The sequence below is a fragment of the Streptomyces sp. NPDC050658 genome, from assembly GCF_044457025.1.
Classification (GTDB): Bacteria; Actinomycetota; Actinomycetes; order Streptomycetales; family Streptomycetaceae; genus Streptomyces.
This window is the reverse complement of record NZ_JBITGM010000001.1, coordinates 1339296-1355045: the sequence shown is the minus strand read 5'-3', so window position 1 is coordinate 1355045 and position 15750 is coordinate 1339296. Positions and strand designations below refer to the sequence as shown.

At 69.9% G+C, this 15750-nt stretch carries 12 protein-coding genes and 1 tRNA gene; 8 read left to right on the top strand and 5 right to left on the bottom strand.

Features of this window, described 5'->3' with window-relative positions; genetic code table 11:
* Positions 1-13 precede the first annotated feature (13 nt).
* Positions 14-679: a class F sortase gene (locus ACIBKX_RS05990; RefSeq protein ID WP_363271910.1), complete on the top strand. Its 666-nt coding sequence runs from the start codon at positions 14-16 to the stop codon at positions 677-679.
* 305 nt (positions 680-984) lie between these two features.
* On the opposite strand, the gene ACIBKX_RS05985 is transcribed toward ACIBKX_RS05990, so the two are convergent.
* Positions 985-1752: a GAF and ANTAR domain-containing protein gene (locus ACIBKX_RS05985; protein WP_363271909.1), complete on the bottom strand. Its 768-nt coding sequence runs from the start codon at positions 1750-1752 to the stop codon at positions 985-987.
* A 162-nt stretch (positions 1753-1914) separates the two neighbouring features.
* Here ACIBKX_RS05985 and ACIBKX_RS05980 point away from each other — a divergent pair, with 162 nt between their 5' ends.
* The gene (locus tag ACIBKX_RS05980) at positions 1915-2949 is read left to right on the top strand and encodes a glycoside hydrolase family 6 protein (RefSeq protein ID WP_363271908.1); all 1035 of its coding nucleotides are present in this window, start codon (positions 1915-1917) and stop codon (positions 2947-2949) included.
* A 150-nt stretch (positions 2950-3099) separates the two neighbouring features.
* Here the strand turns inward: ACIBKX_RS05980 and ACIBKX_RS05975 are convergent, their stop codons facing one another.
* From ACIBKX_RS05975 to ACIBKX_RS05960, 4 genes are all read right to left on the bottom strand, one after another.
* The gene (locus ACIBKX_RS05975; protein ID WP_363271907.1) at positions 3100-5040 is read right to left on the bottom strand and encodes a kelch motif-containing protein; all 1941 of its coding nucleotides are present in this window, start codon (positions 5038-5040) and stop codon (positions 3100-3102) included.
* Positions 5037-7046: a glycosyltransferase family 2 protein gene (locus tag ACIBKX_RS05970; protein ID WP_363271906.1), complete on the bottom strand. Its 2010-nt coding sequence runs from the start codon at positions 7044-7046 to the stop codon at positions 5037-5039. Before ACIBKX_RS05970 ends, ACIBKX_RS05975 begins: the two co-directional genes overlap by 4 nt.
* A 301-nt stretch (positions 7047-7347) precedes the next feature.
* On the bottom strand, positions 7348-8079 hold the full coding sequence (locus ACIBKX_RS05965; RefSeq protein WP_363271905.1) for a FadR/GntR family transcriptional regulator: 732 nt from the start codon (positions 8077-8079) through the stop codon (positions 7348-7350).
* A gap of 99 nt (positions 8080-8178) precedes the next feature.
* Positions 8179-8252: transfer RNA gene (locus ACIBKX_RS05960), tRNA-Lys, on the bottom strand.
* 245 nt (positions 8253-8497) lie between these two features.
* Between ACIBKX_RS05960 and ACIBKX_RS05955 the strand changes: the two genes are divergently transcribed.
* From ACIBKX_RS05955 to ACIBKX_RS05930, 6 genes are all read left to right on the top strand, one after another.
* Positions 8498-9829 carry a peptidoglycan-binding protein gene (locus ACIBKX_RS05955; protein WP_363271904.1) on the top strand — a complete coding sequence of 444 codons (1332 nt, stop codon included), beginning with the start codon at positions 8498-8500 and terminating at the stop codon, positions 9827-9829.
* An 862-nt stretch (positions 9830-10691) separates the two neighbouring features.
* On the top strand, positions 10692-11840 hold the full coding sequence (locus tag ACIBKX_RS05950; RefSeq protein WP_363272053.1) for an SPFH domain-containing protein: 1149 nt from the start codon (positions 10692-10694) through the stop codon (positions 11838-11840).
* Positions 11824-12492 carry a nucleoside/nucleotide kinase family protein gene (locus ACIBKX_RS05945; protein WP_363271903.1) on the top strand — a complete coding sequence of 223 codons (669 nt, stop codon included), beginning with the start codon at positions 11824-11826 and terminating at the stop codon, positions 12490-12492. The genes ACIBKX_RS05950 and ACIBKX_RS05945 overlap by 17 nt, the downstream gene beginning before the upstream one ends.
* A gap of 148 nt (positions 12493-12640) precedes the next feature.
* Positions 12641-13243, top strand: a complete 603-nt coding sequence (locus tag ACIBKX_RS05940; protein ID WP_363271902.1) for a lytic polysaccharide monooxygenase — start codon at positions 12641-12643, stop codon at positions 13241-13243.
* Positions 13244-13370: 127 nt separating this feature from the next.
* Positions 13371-13826 carry a DUF3592 domain-containing protein gene (locus tag ACIBKX_RS05935; RefSeq protein WP_363271901.1) on the top strand — a complete coding sequence of 152 codons (456 nt, stop codon included), beginning with the start codon at positions 13371-13373 and terminating at the stop codon, positions 13824-13826.
* A gap of 42 nt (positions 13827-13868) precedes the next feature.
* Positions 13869-15539 carry an AMP-binding protein gene (locus ACIBKX_RS05930; RefSeq protein ID WP_363271900.1) on the top strand — a complete coding sequence of 557 codons (1671 nt, stop codon included), beginning with the start codon at positions 13869-13871 and terminating at the stop codon, positions 15537-15539.
* Positions 15540-15750: the final 211 nt, after the last annotated feature.

The window sequence follows — 15750 nt, the reverse complement described above, 5'->3', positions numbered from 1 at the left end:
GGCCCGGAACGACATGTCCGGCGGTGAACGGGCGTCCGGCACCAGCAGGCTCCTGACCGGGGTCGCCTGGGCGGTACTGCTCGTCGGGCTCTGGCTGTGGGGCAGCGACCTCACCGACGGGCACGGCGGGACCTCGGCGCCCACCACCGGCGACGTCGCGGCGGTCGGCCGGCCCTTCGGCGTCGAACTCCCCGACGCGCACAAGCCGTTGGCCCCCGCGAAGCCGCAGCGCGTCGACGTGCCCTCGCTCGACGTACGCGCACCCGTGGTGGCCCGCGGCCTCGACCAGGACGGTGCGATCGACCCGCCACCCTTCGAACAGGCGGGCACGGTCGGCTGGTACGGCGGCGGGACGCGCCCCGGCGCGGTGGGCACGTCCCTGTTCGTCGGCCACGTCGACACCGAGACGCGCCCCGCGGTCTTCTACGACCTCAGCGCGGTGCGCCCCGGCGAGAAGATCCGGGTGACCCGCGACGACGGCACCGTCGCCGAGTTCACCGTGGACGACGTCCAGGTGCTCAGCCGGGACCGCTTCGACGCGAAGAAGGCCTACGGCCCGCACGAGAAGGGCCGCGCCGAACTCCGCCTGATCACCTGCGGCGGCACCTTCGACCGGGCGACCAGGACCTACTCGGCGAACGTGGTGGTGTCCGCCTATCTCACCGACGCGGTGCGGTAGGGCAGTTCCGGGACATCCGGGGCAACCCGGCCCGGTCGGCGGCCCGCTCCCCCCGGAGCCGTCGACCGGGCTGGTCCTCGACCGCGCGCGCACGAGCTGCGGGAGTAACCCGGCGCCGGCGCGGGAGGTTCAGAGGCCATTCCAGCTGTGCGGAATGGGTCTCACTTATGCGAGACGGTCGATCTGGCCGGGGGCTTGGGCCGTTGAGACGACTCTAGAACGGATGAGCCCAAGAACCTAGAGGCGGATTGACGCCATGTCGTGATCCGCTTTCCCTCCGTGATCGCCGCAGGTGGCAGCGGTGATCAGTGTGAAGGATGGGAAGGTTTGGACCAGCTCTTGCGCAGCGTCGCGTCGTCGATCGACCCCTTGATCACTTCGGTGGCCACCCGCTCCATGACCAGCCGTTCTCGACGTGCGTACCGTCGCAAAGCGGCAAAGGCCTCGTCCACATCCGTGTGCCAGCGCTCGGCGAGTATGCCTTTGGCCTGTTCGATTCGAATCCGGCTGGTCAGAGCCGATTGCAGCTGACCGACGAGCGTTCGATACTCCGTGTAAGTACGGTGGTTGCGCAGCCCCACCGCGGCCACGTCGGCGATAGCCTGCGCAAGGCGCAATTCGCCGTCCGCCCGCCCGCCCCGCGGGCCGTCCGGCACGAAGACGTTGAGCGCGCCCAGCGTCCCCTCGCGCTGCCGCAGCGGAACCGCGAACGTCGACTCGACCCCGTACGCCCGGGCCCTGGCCGTGAACTCCGGCCAGCGGTGCGCCGCTTCGGCCGCCCCGAGCCGGACGTGCGGCACGGGCCGCCCTGTTCCGAGGCTCTCCACACAAGGGCCGCCGCTCTGCTGGTCCATCAGCAGATCGAGTGCCAGAGGGCGGGGATGGCCGCCCGCGACGAGGGAGGGGGCGAGATTGCCGTTGACCATCACGCCGGCCGCGGTCGCGTCGAGCAGCTCCACGCAGCGGCCCGCGACACGGGTCAGGTAGTACTCGGGGTCGAAGTCGTCGGCGAGGGTGTCCGAGGCTTCCACCAGGACTTCGGCCAGCCGTAGTTCAGTGGTGAGGTCCTGCATGATCTCCTCCCCGGGAAGGGCGCCCCGCAGCCCATCGCCTACCCCTCGGCGCCGCGCTGTAACAGGTCACCTACAGGTCTCCGCAGCGGACGGGCGGGCCTCGTGGGCAGGGAGTGTGTATGTCAGGATTGAGAAACGGACAGTGCACCCAAGGGGGAGTGGATGTACCACAAAGGCACCGGCCGCGGTCAGGGATTCGCGGCCAGGGGGGTGAAGGCTGCGGCGGCGCTTGCGGGGGCTGCGCTGCTGCTGTCGGGGTGCTCCTCCGATGACTCCGGCAAGGACAACGAGTCGTCGGGACAGCCGGTCAAGCAGCAGCCCAAGGGCACCGACCCGTACTGGGTCAACCCGGACGGCAACGCGGCCAAGCAGGTCGCCTCGTACGACAAGGACGGCAAGAAGGACGACGCGAAGCTGATCCGGAAGATCGCGGAGCAGCCGGTCGCGGAGTGGATCGTCCCGGAGAACGCGGAGGACCAGGCGCGCGGCTTCACCGAGGCCGCTCAGAAGGCGGACCGGGACGCGCTCCTGGTCGTCTACAACATCCCGCACCGCGACTGCGGACAGTACTCGGGCGGCGGCGCGGCCGACGGCAACGAGTACCGGAAGTTCATCGACCAGGTCGCCGCCGGCATCGGCGACCGCAGGGCCACGGTCATCCTGGAGCCGGACGCCGTGCTCCACATGGTCGACAACTGCACGCCCGAGGAGTTCCACGAGGAGCGGTACGACCTCCTCAAGGGCGCCATAGGGAAGCTCAAGTCCCTGAAGAACACCAAGGTCTACCTGGACGCGGGCAACGCGGGCTGGAAGAACCCGGACTCGCTCTGGGAGCCCTTGAAGTGGTCCGGCGTCGAGCAGGCCGACGGCTTCTCGGTGAACGTCTCCAACTTCCAGACCACCGAGGCGAGCACGGAGTTCGGCAAGAAGCTGTCGGCGAAGATCGGCGACAAGCCGTTCGTCATCGACACCGCGCGCAACGGCAACGGCCCGTACACCAAGGGCAAGGACACGTGGTGCAACCCGCCGGGCCGCGCTTTGGGCGAGGCGCCCACCACCAAGACCGACGACCCGCTGGTCGACGCGTACCTCTGGGTCAAGCGGCCCGGTGAGTCCGATGGGACGTGCAGGGGTGGCCCCAAAGCCGGTGAATGGTGGCCCGAATACGCGCTGAAGCTGGCCGAAGCGGCTAAGTAGCGCCCCGTCAGGAGCCCCCTAAGGGGCGCGGGGAACTGCGAGAGCAACCAACGAAAAGCCGCAGTCGCGTCTGCCGGGTTACCTGGCAGACGCGACTGCGGCTTTTGTGTGGCTGAGCGCGCAGTTCCCCGCGTCCCTACGTGGCGCTCCTTACGGAACGTGAACCCACTGCGCCTTGCTCGGAGTCCCCTGATCGTCCGTCACGAAGAGCATGTACCACCCGGACTCCACCAGGCTCCGCTCCTTGGGGATCGTCACCGTCACCCCGTCCGCGGACTTCTTCAGGTCCAGGGCCACAGACGTCTGGTCGATGTCCGTCACATGCGTAGACGCGCTCGGCCGGATGAGCCGGGCCGTCTTGATGGACGAGGCATGCTTCGACTTGAAGGTGCCGGAACCGCCCCGCTTGATCTCCTTGGGACCGTCGCTCAGCGTCGGCTGCGAGCCGTGGTACAGATACGGCGGCGTGTAGATCTCGATGCGCTGCTCGAACTCTCCGGGCTTGGTGTTGGCCTTGTCGGAGTAGAGCGAGTCGGAGCCGAAGAACATCACACGGCCGTCGGGCAGCAGGATCGAGCCCGAGTGGTAGTTGCGGCCGACCTCCGGGTCCGCGACCCGCCGCATCTCGCCGGTCTTCGCGTCGTAGATCCGCGCCTCCTTGATGTTGGAGTCGCTGCGCCCGCGGTAGTCCTCCGAGCCGCCGGAGATCAGCACGGAGTCGTCGGGCAGGGTCGAGGCCTGCGGGTAGCGGGTGCCCTTGTCCAGCTCGGGCCCGTCGACGAACTTCGGGTTGTCGTCCAGGAGGTCGACGATGCGGGTCTTCTTGCTGGACTTCTTCGACTCGCCGACACCGCCGCCGCCGACCACCATGTACTTCTGGTCCTGCGCGGGCGGCAGCTCCACCGTGTTGGACGTCTCCAGCATGTCCGGGTCGCTCATGCCGGGGATCGTCTTCCAGCTGCCCTTGGTCTCCAGGTCCCAGGTGCCGGGCTTGCGGCCGACGTCGTCAGGGCCGTAGCCCGCGTTGGAACCCGAGTAGAAGAGCCGACCGCTCTCCAGCTGGAACACCGCCGGGTAGGTGGGGAACTGGCGGACCTCCTTGGTGTAGGTCCACTTCTTGGTCTTCGGGTCGTAGATCTCGTTCTTGCCCGGCACCAGCTGGCCGATCTCGTCCAGGCCGGAGAGGCTGAGCACCTTGCCGTCCGAGAGCGTGGTCAGCGTCGGGTACCAGCGCGCCTCGTTCATCGGGTCGACCTTGATGTACTTCTCGGCGACCGGGTCGAACTCGAAGGCGTCCTTGATCCCCTGGAAGTCCTTCTTGTCCAGGGCGAGCTTCTGCGCGATGCCGTACGTGTTGCGGGTCGCGGCGCCCTTGAGGCCCTGCACGCGGTAGTTGTCCTGCGTGCCCGTCTCGTACTTGCTGCCGCTCTTCTGCGCCTCGACGTACACCCGGCCGAGGCCCGGTTCGTTGCGTATGAACGCGCCGGTCTGCTTGTTGAAGACCTTCTTCGCGCGCTCGACGACGACCGGATCCTTGGAGACGAACGTCTTGCCGTTCTTCTTGCCGGTGAACTTCGTGCCCGCCGGCAGCGTGATCGGCTTGTCCGGGTCCTCGTTGTGCACCACCATCAGGCCGCCGGCCTTGGTGATGTCCCCCTTGAGCTTCTCGTAGCGCTGGGTGCCGCCGGCGATCAGGAGATTGCCGTTGGCGAGCTGGGTGTGGCCGGTGCAGAACAGGTCGACGGGCGTGTCGATCTTCTTGATCGTGTTCTTGACCGGGTCCCACAGGCGCGTGTCGAACTTCTTCGCGTCGAAGTTCTTCTGGTTGTTGCCGCTGCCCGCGACCAGGAGGATCTTGCCGGTGTGCAGGAGGGCCGCGTGGATGGTGTTCTGGCGGTACTCCTCGGGGAAGTTCACGACCTGCCAGTGACCGTTGTCGGCCTTGTACTCCGGCTTGTTGATCTTGTAGTCGTGGTACTTCTCCGAACCCACGCGCCAGAGCCAGGGCCCGTTCATCCCGGCCAGCGCTATGACCACCGCCGCGCCTATCGCGATGCGGCGGGCGCGGCGGCGGCTGGAACGGTCTTTCATTTCTTACGTCCCCCAAGGGCGATCTGCATGGTCTGGTCGGTCGCTGCCCAGCTGGGCTTCTGCTGCGGCGCGTGCGGTGCCTGCGGCCCCTGCGGGCCCTGAGGCGGCTGCCCCGCCTGCGGCAGCCGTGCCGTGGCATCGGCGTCGCGTTGCTGCGGCACCATCGGCTCCCCGTCGCCCGAAGGCGGCCCCGAAGGCCCGGCGCCCTGCTGGGTCTTGCGCTTCTTCTTGTCCTGCCGCATGCCCCAGCGCCAGGCGAAGATCGGCGCGGCCGTGATCAGCAGGGCGAACGTGGCCCACGTGATCATCGCCGGGTGGGAGTGCCCGTACACGAACGAGGCGGCCATCGAGGCGCCGAAGACCAGGATGAAGAACAGGTGGATGCGGAATGTGCCGAACAGCGTGTCCGGGCTCGCCGAATCGCCCTTGGGGGTCACCACGAACTTGCTCTTGCGGCGCAGCACGGTGTCGAGCAGCGAGCGCGCGTACACCGGCGCGGAGAGCGCGGACATGATCATGCCGGCCACACCGCCGGAGCCCTCGGGCTCGTGCGGCGAGACGTTGTGGCGGCGGTTCCAGATGTAGAGGCCGATCTGCAGCGCCGAGGCGTTGCCGTACAGCATCAGCCAGATCGTCGGGTCGATGTTCACGCCCGAGGCGCCCATGCCCAGGAACAGCGCACAACTCAGCGCGGCCAGGATCCAGTTCATGGCGGACATCGGGTAGAAGATGACCATCATCGTGTAGTTGAAGAGCCGGCCGGGCGGCAGCGAGAACGGCGCCTTCCAGAACTGCTTCAGGATGGTCTCGTACGTGCCGCGCGACCACCGCAGCTGCTGCGTGAAGAAGTCCGTCCAGGCGTTGGGGCCCTCGCCGACCGCCAGCACGTCCGGGGTGTAGACCGACTTCCACTTCTTGCCGGTCGCCGGGTTCGTGGCGCGGTGGATCTCGAAGCCCGTCGCCATGTCCTCGGTGATCGAGTCGTACAGACCGCCGATCTGCTTCAGCGCCCTGATGCGTACGGCGTTGCTCGTGCCGACGAACATCGGGGCGCCGTAGGCGTTTCCGGCCCGCTGGATCAGGGCGTGGAAGAGGAACTGCTGGGACTCGGCGGCCTTGGTGATGAAGTTGTCGTAGTTGCCGTAGACCTGCGGGCCGATGACGAAGCCGACGTTCTCGTCGCGGAAGAAGCCGAGCATCCGCTCCAGGTAGTTCGGCATCGGGACGTGGTCGGTGTCGACCGAGGCGAAGTAGTCGTAGTCGTCGCCGTGCGCGTCCAGCCAGGCGTTGTAGTTGCCGTGCTTGGTCTTGGCGCGGTGCGGGCCCTTCGCCAGGTTCCACTTGGCGACGCCCTTGCGGGAGAAGTGGTGCACGCCGAGCCGCGCGCAGACTTCCTTGACGGCGGGGTCGTCGCCCTCGTCGAGGAGCCAGACGTGCATCAGACCCCGGTGCCGGATCTTGACCGCGGCCTCCAGGGTCTTCGTCACCATCTCCAGCGGCTCCTTGCCGGGCACGAAGGAGGTGAGGAAGGCGACCCTGGTGCCGGTCTCCGGCACGACGGGGATCGGGTCACGGGCGACGAGCGTGGCGTGCGCGTTCGAGAGCACGTTCATGCAGCGGAAGAACTCGATCAGACCGATCGATATGAGCATGACGACGTCGAGCACCGGCAGCCAGTCGTTGGCCACGTAGTCGCGCTCGGTCCAGTGGGTCGGCTGCAGCAGCCAGGCGAGGAGCACGAGGGAGAGCAGCGGTGCGGCGCCCAGCATGAGGGCGGCCCGGATCCGGTGCGGCTCCTGCGAGAGCAGGGAGCGGTACTGCACCTTGTACGGCTTGTTCGGATCGGGCTGCGTGAGCGGGCCCGCGAGACGGCTGTAATGCTCGTAGTCGTATCTCGGCAGCGTCTTCTTGATACGTCGGAACCCGCCCGTCCGGTGCGACGGCACCCGCAGTTGGGTCGTCTGTGACGGGTCGTTCGGCCGCGCGCCCGTCGGCGTCGACGTCATGAGTCATCCCCCCGCACGCGGTCGCCCGCGTGTTCGTTGGTCCTTCCGTCCGCCCGGTCCCCCTCGACCTCACGGACGCATCAGTGGCAGGCCACCGTCCCCTTAGACGGGGACGACAACCTTCCGGTTGCATGATGCCCCCCTAGGCATCCGTCAATGAACGGGACCCCCGTCCCCGCAGCTCTTCCCGGCGTTCGGTATGGGCCCCCAACTGCCCCGTACCGCCTGCCTCATGAGAGCCAGTGGCTCCAGCACAAGGTTCTACGCCCCTAGCCATGATCGCAAGAGCGAAACAAGGTGTTTACCGGTCATACGAGCGATTTGGGGAGACCTCTGGGGCAGGAGAGCTCAATCGCGTTCGAATATTACCGAAGTGTTCCCGTATCGCCCGCTCGGCCCGGACCGCGTCCCCGGAGCGGACCGCGTCGAGGATGTCACGGTGCTGGCGGCAGGTGACCTTGGGATCCTGCGGTACGTCCACCAGATCGGTGCGCACCCGATGGAAGGCGTCCCAGAACGCCTCGAGCACCTCGCCGAGGAGCGGGTTGCGCAGACATCGGTAGAGGGTGGCGTGAAACGCTCGGTCGGTCTCGGCGTGTACGGCGGCGTCCGGGCTCTCCCGGCCGTCGTGCGCGGCCGCCTCGGTGTCCATCTGATCCACGAGGGCGTCCAGTTCGGCCAGGTCGGCGGCCGGGATGCGGCCCGCGAGGCGCGCGATGAGCCCGGTCTCCACGGCCTCCCTGAGCTCCAGGAGCTGGAGCAGGCTGTCCTCGCCCCGATAGTGACCGGCCACCGTGCGGAAGGTGAGGCCCTCGATCATGGGCGCCATCGACATCGGACCGACATACGTACCGAATCCATGCCGGATCTCCACGATTCCCATCGCCTGGAGGGCCTTGAGCGCCTCCCGGACGGAGTTCCGGCTGACGCCGAGGCGTTCCATCAGCTCGGGCTCGGTGGGCAGCGAGGCTCCGGAGGGCAGCCGCTGGTCGATGATGAGCTTCTTGATCCGCTCCTGTATGTCGCGCGCCATGGCGCAACGGTAGCGGTACGGGGCCCGGCGGGAGCATGCCCGAAGGCTTCCGGGAACGCGAGAAGCCCCCCGCTTCCGCGAGGGGCTTCCCACCGTCTGTGCGCCGCCAGGGACTCGAACCCCGGACCCGCTGATTAAGAGTCAGCTGCTCTAACCAACTGAGCTAGCGGCGCCTGCTGACCTGGAGAACTCTACCGGATGCCGAAGGGTGCTCCGGACCACCGGCGGCCCCGGGGGTGGCGCGGCGGGCATTCTCCGGGGCGGTACGGGATCGGGTGCGAACCCCGAATGGAAGGCGACGGCGGGGGTCGGATCCACCTTTCGGACCGTCAACATGCGATATCCCCGGACAGTTGAGAAACTGACGATCGTGCAGATGCGACGCGGACATTCTTGTCCGGAGTGTGAGGGGAATCGCATGGAGGGTGCGCCGGTATTCGAGGAATTCGAGCCCGAGAGCGACTGCGGCTGCCCCGGATGTGTTGACCGGCGACGAGCCATGGCATGGGGACTTCCGGTACGGCTCGGGGGTCACCCCGCGGCGCACGGGGCACGCCGGGCCCTGGTGCTCGCCGCGGCGGCGGGCACGGTGATCGGCGGCGGGCAGGCGCTGCCGGCGGTGGCTGCGCCGCAGGTGCCGGGTGCGCCCCAGGTGCCGGGTGCTCCCGCGGGTCCGGCCGTTCCCGCCGTCCCCGGAGGCGACGGGCCGGGGCCGCAGGGCGGCACCAGCGCGCTGCACGGGGCGCCGGGCGAGGTGGCCGCGGTGCCTTCGGCGGCGTCGGCGGTGCGGGCGACGACCCGGGCGGAGATCGTCCGGCGGGCGAAGCTGTGGGTCGCCGCGAAGGTGCCGTACAGCATGAACACGTTCTGGTCCGACGGTTACCGGCAGGACTGCTCGGGCTTTGTCTCGATGGCGTGGAATCTCGGCGGAAATGAATGGACGGGCAGCCTTTCGGCGTATGCGGTCCGCATTACGAAGGCGCAGCTGAAGCCCGGCGACATCCTTCTCTTCCACAATCCGGCGAACCCGGAGAAGGGCTCGCACGTCACCATTTTCGGCGGCTGGACGGACGCGTCGCGCACGCGGTACATCGCATACGAACAGGCCCGTCCGCACGCGCGGAAACAGACAACTCCCTATGCCTACTGGAGCAATGCGGGCCGCTATCTGGCCTACCGCTACAAGGGGGTGACGGACGGCACTCCGGGCGGCTCGGGCCCGAGCACCGGGACGCGCTACCCCGGAGCGGGCTCGTTCGGCCCCGGCGCGAACAACAAGTACGTCACCCAGCTCGGCAAGGCCCTGGTCGGCCGGGGCGGCGGCCGCTACTACCGCACGGGTCCGGGCCCGCGCTGGACCGACGCGGACCGCAGGGCGACGCAGGCGTTCCAGCGGGCGCAGGGCTGGCGGGGCGCGGACGCGGACGGTCTGCCGGGGCCGACGACGTGGTCGTACCTGATGAAGGGGAAGGGCCGGGACATCCCGCCGACGACGGGAGCCCAGGACAAGGCGCCGGCGTATCCCGGCAGGGGAGTGTTCCGCCCCGGCCAGTCGAGCCCGTCGATCGAGAAGCTCGGCAGGCAGCTGGTGAAGAAGGGCTTCGGCAAGCACTACGCCAAGGGTCCCGGCCCGCGCTGGACCGAGAGCGACCGCCGCAACGTGGAGGCGTTCCAGCGGGCCCAGGGCTGGCGGGGCGCGGCGGCGGACGGCTATCCGGGGCCCGAGACGTGGCGGCGGTTGTTCTCGTGAGGGGCGGACAGCGGCTGCTGGGACCGGGGCACAAACGTGACTCGGTCACGTATGAGATCGAGGGACGAATGAAGCGGAGGCAAGGATGAGTGCAACGGCGGCATCAGACCCCCAGACCCCGCAGCCCCCGGAGCCGCCGCTGACCTTGGAGCCCCGGGGGGCGTCGCGGCTCCCGGAGACCGCGCGGCTCCCGGAGACCGCGCGAGGTCCGGAGACCTCGCGGGATGCGGAGGCCTTGGGGGACCGGGAGGGCGTGCGAGTCCCGGAGTTCTTGGGGGACGGGGAGGCTGTCCGGGACCGGGAGAGGGAGCGAGGCCGGGAGGGCGTGTGGGAACGGGAGATCTTGCGCGACGCGGGGACTTTGCGGGCCCCAGAGGCCGCGCAGCAGGTAGAGCGCCCCGACGGGGCCGAGCACGCGCACGCCGCTGCTCGCCCCGACCTCGCCGCCCGCTCCGACGCCGCTCCCCGCTCCGATGCTGCCCCGTGCTCCGATGCTGCCCCGCGCAACGACGCCGTCCCGCGCCCCGACTTCGTCCTTAGCCCCGACGCTGTCCCGGGCCCTGACCTCGCCCCCAGCCCCGGCCTCGCCGCACGTTCCGACGCCGCTCCGCGCTCCGACGCCGTCCCGCGCCCCGACTTCGTCCTTAGCCCCGACGCTGTCCCGGGCCCTGACCTCGCCCTCGGCCCCGGTCTCGCCGCACGTTCCGACGCCGTCCCGCGCCCCGACTTCGTCCTCAGCCCCGACGCTGTCCCGGGCCCTGACCTCGCCCCCAGCCCCGGCCTCGCCGCACGTTCCGACGCCGCTCCATGCTCCGATGCTGCCCCGCGCTCCGACGCCGTCCCGCGCCCCGACCTCGCCCCCATCCCTGACCCGGCCCCGCGCCCCGAAGCCCCCTCGCCAGACCCCGTCACCCGCACCCCGCGCCTCATCCACAGCGAAGCCACCACCGAGATTCCCCTCCATCTCCTCTTTCGGGATGACCCGGATGATCCCGGGCTTTCGTTGGCGCCCGCTGTGGTGCGGCGGCGGCAGGGGACGGGGGAGTTGCCGCGGGCCACTGCCCGTCGGGCCGCCGGGCGGCCTGTGGGTGCGCGGCCCGTGCCCAGTGTTGATCCCGCGCTTGCCGAGCGGACCGCGCGGGTGTTGCCCGGTGTGGTCGGGGTGCTCGGTGGGGTCGCGGGGGTGGCGGGGTGTGCCGCGGCGATGTGGTGGGCGGGTGTGGTGCCCGAGGCGGTCGTGGCGGCGGCCGGGGTGCCGGAGGCCGCCCCGTACTCCGGGATCGGCCTCACGCAGTGGGCCTCGCTCGCCGGGTCCGGGGCGCTCGCCCTCTTCGGCTTCGGGGGCCTCGCCCGCGGCCGGGTCGGCAGGGCCTGGGTGCTCACGCTCTTCGGGAGGTACCGCGGCAGCGTCCGCAGGACCGGGCTCATGTGGGTCAACCCGCTCCTCCTGCGCCGCCGTGTCGACGTACGCCTGAGGCACTGGCGCAGTGAACCGATGCCGGTCGTGGACCGGGGCGGGGTCGCGCTGCGGGTCGTCGTGCTCGTCGTGTGGCGGGTCAAGGACGCGGCGCGGGCCACCCTCGGCGTCGCCGACCACCAGGAGTATCTGCGGGAGTGCGTCGAGGCGGCGACGGCCCGCGTGCTCTCCCGGCTGCCCGCCGACGCCTTCCACGACGACACCCCGACCCTGCGCGACGCGGACGCGGTCGGCGACATGCTGACCAGGATGCTCGCGGCGGAGGCCGAGCCGGTCGGCATCGAGGTCTTCTCGGCCCAGCCGACCCGGATCGAGTACGCCCCTGAGGTCGCCGAGACCATGCGCCGCCGTCGGGTCGCCGCCCTGGACGCCCGGCACCGGGACAGCGTCCTCACCTCGGTGGTGGACTCCGTGGAGGACACGGTGACCCGGCTGACCACCCGTGGCCTGGTCGAGCTCGACGACTACGAGCGCAAGGCCTTGGTCAAGGACCTGACCGTGGCGTTCTATACGGGGCATGGAGACGCCCGATGACACCGCGACGCCCGCGCTGACCGCTCTCGCCGACGACGCCTGGAAGCTGACCGCCGACCGGCCCCGCACCCTCCTCGGGATCGCGGGGCCGCCGGGTGCCGGGAAGTCGACGCTCGCGCGGGCGCTGGTCGCGGCGATCGGGGACGGTGCCGCCTATCTGCCGCTCGACGGATTCCATCTCTCGAACGTCCAGCTGGAGCGGCTCGCCCTGAGCTCCCGCAAGGGCTCCGAGCCGAGCTTCGACGTCCGGGGATACGTCGCCCTGCTGGCCCGAGTCCTCGAAGACACCGGCGACGACATCTACGTACCCGATTACGACCGCTCGCTCCACGAGCCGGTCGCCGCCCGCCATCGCGTGCCGCTGGCCGCCCGCCTGGTCGTCACCGAGGGGAACTATCTCGCCTGCGATCTTCCCGGCTGGCGCACGGCGCGGGCGCTGCTCGCGGAGTGCTGGTACGTGGGGACACCTGCGGAGGTACGTCAACCACGCCTGGTGGAACGGCAGTTGGCGGGCGGCAGGACGCCCGACGAGGCGCGCGCCTGGGTGGCGACGAACGACGACCCGAACGGCGAACTCGTCGAGAAGTCCCGCCTCCGCTGCGACCGAACCGTCTCCACGATTGGTATGGACATGTTCAACTACCGGCAATAACCTGAGCTTGGTCTAGACCGCAGAACGCACCCGCAGCACCCGCAGCACCCGCAGCACCCGCAGCACCCGTAACACCCGTAACACCCACAGCACCCGCAGCGCGCGCACCCCTCACGAAACTCCCCACGTTTCCCCCTGGAGCGGCAGCATGCGAAAGAAGAAGTTGTACGCGGCCATGCTCGGCGTCACCACGGTCGGGGCCCTCGCGCTCTCGTCCGGCGGCGCCAGCGGCCACGGCTACACGGATTTGCCGGCCAGCCGCCAGATCAACTGTGCCAACGGCACGGTCAGCGGCTGCGGTTCCATCCAGTACGAACCACAGAGCGTCGAGGGCCCCAAGGGCTTCCCCGCGGCCGGCCCCGCCGACGGCAAGATCTGCTCCGCCGGCGTCAGCGGCTTCGACACGCTCAACCAGCCGAAGGCACCCGGCGGCGGCGCCTGGCCGACGACGAGCGTCAGCGCGGGCCAGAACTACAGCTTCCGCTGGCAGTTCACGGCACGGCACCGCACGACGGACTTCAAGTACTACATCACCAAGCAGGGCTGGGACGAGAGCAAGCCGATCACCCGGGCCGCGCTCGAGACCACCCCGTTCCTCGACGTCCCCTACGGCGGCCAGCAGCCGCCCGCCACGCTCTCGCACTCCGGGACGATCCCCGGCGGCAGGAGCGGCCACCACGTGATCGTCGCGGTCTGGACGGTCCACGACACGGCGAACGCCTTCTACGCCTGCTCGGACGTCAAATTCTGAGCCTTCCTTGAGGCTCCATGACCCTCCCCACGGGTAGGTTCCGCGTACGCCGTCCCAGACCACGACGGCGTACGCGGAACAGCACTGCCGCCGCCCCACGGCGACGCGGCAACACCGGGGGAAATCAATGGACTTCATGTTCTACGCCATACCGACCGTGATCGCGGTCGTGGTGATCGCGACGGCGGTCAAGGTGATCAGGCGCGCCCTGGAGCTGAGGCAGGCCTGGAACAGCGGCCTCACGGCGGAGGCGCGCTGTCTGCGCACCTACACGACGACGAGCCGCAACAGCGACAGCGGCCATACGACCACGACGCTGCACCACGTCTACGAGTTCACGCCGAGCGGCGGCACGGCCGTCCGCTTCGAGGAGGAACACGGCCCCGCGACGACCGTCGAGGGCGACTTCGTCACCGTGCACTACACGGCGGACCGCCCCGAGCGGGCGACGGCGCACGCGCCGAGCCCCGTCAAGAACGCGGCGAGCACCATCGGCCTGCTCTGCTTCCTCGGCGTCATGCTCGCCTTCTGCGTCTTCTTCATGGTGACGGCGAACACCGACTTCGGGTCAGAACTCCCTTAGCGCTCTCCTCATCTGACGGCGCATCAATTATGGTGCGCGACCATGGCGAACGCTGGGAGCGCTGAGGGTACGGTCGCGGAACTCGTGCAGGCCCGGTGGGGTGACCACCGCACCGGCCTGCGCTTCGAGCAGGGAGAGCTGACCCACCACCAGGTGGCGGCGGGCGCGGCGGCGAGAGCGGCGCTCCTCGCGGACCTGCTGCCCAGAGGGGCCGAACCGCACATCGGCGTACTGCTCGACAACACCCCCGAATACCCGCTGTGGCTGAGCGCGGCGGCGCTGGCCGGGGCGGCGGTGGCGGGCATCAACCCCACCCGCAGGGGAGCGGAACTTGCGCGGGACATCGTCCACACGGACTGCCGGGTCCTGATCACGGAACGCGCGCATCTGCCGCTCCTGGCCGGGCTCCAACTGCCGGACGTGCGGGTGCTGGTGACGGATGATCCGGCGTACGACGAACTCCTGGCGCCCTACAAGAACGCGACCCCGGAGGCAGCCGCTGCCGCGACGCCCGAGGCCCGCATGCTCCTCTATTTCACGTCCGGCTCGACCGGCGCGCCCAAGGCGGCGATCTGCAGCCAGGGCCGTCTTGCGGCGGCGGGCAACTCCCTGGTCACGCACTTCCGGATCGACCCCGCCGACGTGCACTACGTCTGCATGCCCATGTTCCACGGCAACGCGGTGATCGCGGACTGGGCGCCGGCGTTGGCGGCCGGTGCGGGGGTGGCGCTGCGGCGCCGCTTCTCCGCCTCCGCGTTCCTGGACGACGTACGGGCGTACGGGGCGACGTACTTCACGTACGTGGGACGCGCGATCCAGTACATTCTCGCGACCCCGGAGCGCGCCGACGACACCAGGAACCCGCTCCGCATGGGCTTCGGCACGGAGGCCGGGGCGGTGGACGCGGGGCGGTTCGAGAAGCGGTTCGGGGTGCGGCTCGTGGAGGGGTACGGGTCGTCGGAGGGCGGTGCGGCGATCCAGCGGGCGCCCGGGACGCCGGAGGGGGCGATCGGGCGGGCGGCGCCGGGGGACGAGCTGTGTGTGGTGGACCCCGTGACGCTGCGGGAGTGCCCGGCGGCGGTCTTCGCCTCGGACGGGCGGCTGCTCAACGGGGATGCGGCGATAGGGGAGTTGGTGAACAAGGGGCGCAGTCCCTTCGAGGGGTACTGGCGCAATGCGGAGGCGGATGCGGCGCGGCTGCGGGGCGGGTGGTACTGGACGGGGGACCTCTTCTACCGGGACGCGGAGGGGTTCCTCTACTTCGCGGGGCGTACGGACGACCGGCTGCGGGTGGACAGCGAGAACCTGGCGGCGGCGATGATCGAGAACATTCTGGCGCGGTATGCGGGGGCGGCGGCGGTGGCCGTCTACGCGGTGCCGGATCCGGTGGCGGGGGATCAGGTGATGGCGGCGGTGTCGCCTCCCGCCGGGGTGGAGTTCGATGCGCTCTCCTTCGCTGAATTCCTCCTCGCCCAGGGGGATCTGGGGACGAAGATGGCGCCTCGGTTTGTGCGGGTGGTGCGGAGGATGCCGGTTACGGCGACGAACAAGGTGGCGCGGAGTGTGCTGCGCGGGGAGGGTTTCCGCTGCGCGGACCCTGTGTGGTGGCGGCCTCCGGGGTCGGGGGCGTACCGTCCCCTGACCCCGCCGGACCTGGAGTCCCTCCTGGCCGAGTACCGGGCTCATGCGCGGGCGCATCTGCTTCCGTCCTGACCGGGGTGTTCCTTGCTACTCGACCCTGACCCCCTACTGCATCGCTGACCGGCGCTGCGGGCTGTGCCCACCCGTTCCGCCCTGCGGAACGCCTGCCCACAGCGGGGGGTGACGAGGGGGGGGCTGGGAGGTTGGGGTGGGGGGCTCGCCTGCCCACAGCAGGGACGCCAGCAGGGACGGCAGCGGGGGCGGCAGCAGGGGTGACAGGGGG

Coding starts and splice junctions, on each gene's coding strand:
- ACIBKX_RS05965 (WP_363271905.1), bottom strand. CDS start 8,079: ATGGCGCGCGACATACAGGAGCGGATCAAGAAGCTCATCATCGACCAG.
- ACIBKX_RS05955 (WP_363271904.1), top strand. CDS start 8,498: ATGGAGGGTGCGCCGGTATTCGAGGAATTCGAGCCCGAGAGCGACTGC.
- ACIBKX_RS05990 (WP_363271910.1), top strand. CDS start 14: ATGTCCGGCGGTGAACGGGCGTCCGGCACCAGCAGGCTCCTGACCGGG.
- ACIBKX_RS05945 (WP_363271903.1), top strand. CDS start 11,824: ATGGAGACGCCCGATGACACCGCGACGCCCGCGCTGACCGCTCTCGCC.
- ACIBKX_RS05930 (WP_363271900.1), top strand. CDS start 13,869: ATGGCGAACGCTGGGAGCGCTGAGGGTACGGTCGCGGAACTCGTGCAG.
- ACIBKX_RS05985 (WP_363271909.1), bottom strand. CDS start 1,752: ATGCAGGACCTCACCACTGAACTACGGCTGGCCGAAGTCCTGGTGGAA.
- ACIBKX_RS05940 (WP_363271902.1), top strand. CDS start 12,641: ATGCGAAAGAAGAAGTTGTACGCGGCCATGCTCGGCGTCACCACGGTC.
- ACIBKX_RS05935 (WP_363271901.1), top strand. CDS start 13,371: ATGGACTTCATGTTCTACGCCATACCGACCGTGATCGCGGTCGTGGTG.
- ACIBKX_RS05970 (WP_363271906.1), bottom strand. CDS start 7,046: ATGACGTCGACGCCGACGGGCGCGCGGCCGAACGACCCGTCACAGACG.
- ACIBKX_RS05980 (WP_363271908.1), top strand. CDS start 1,915: ATGTACCACAAAGGCACCGGCCGCGGTCAGGGATTCGCGGCCAGGGGG.
- ACIBKX_RS05975 (WP_363271907.1), bottom strand. CDS start 5,040: ATGAAAGACCGTTCCAGCCGCCGCCGCGCCCGCCGCATCGCGATAGGC.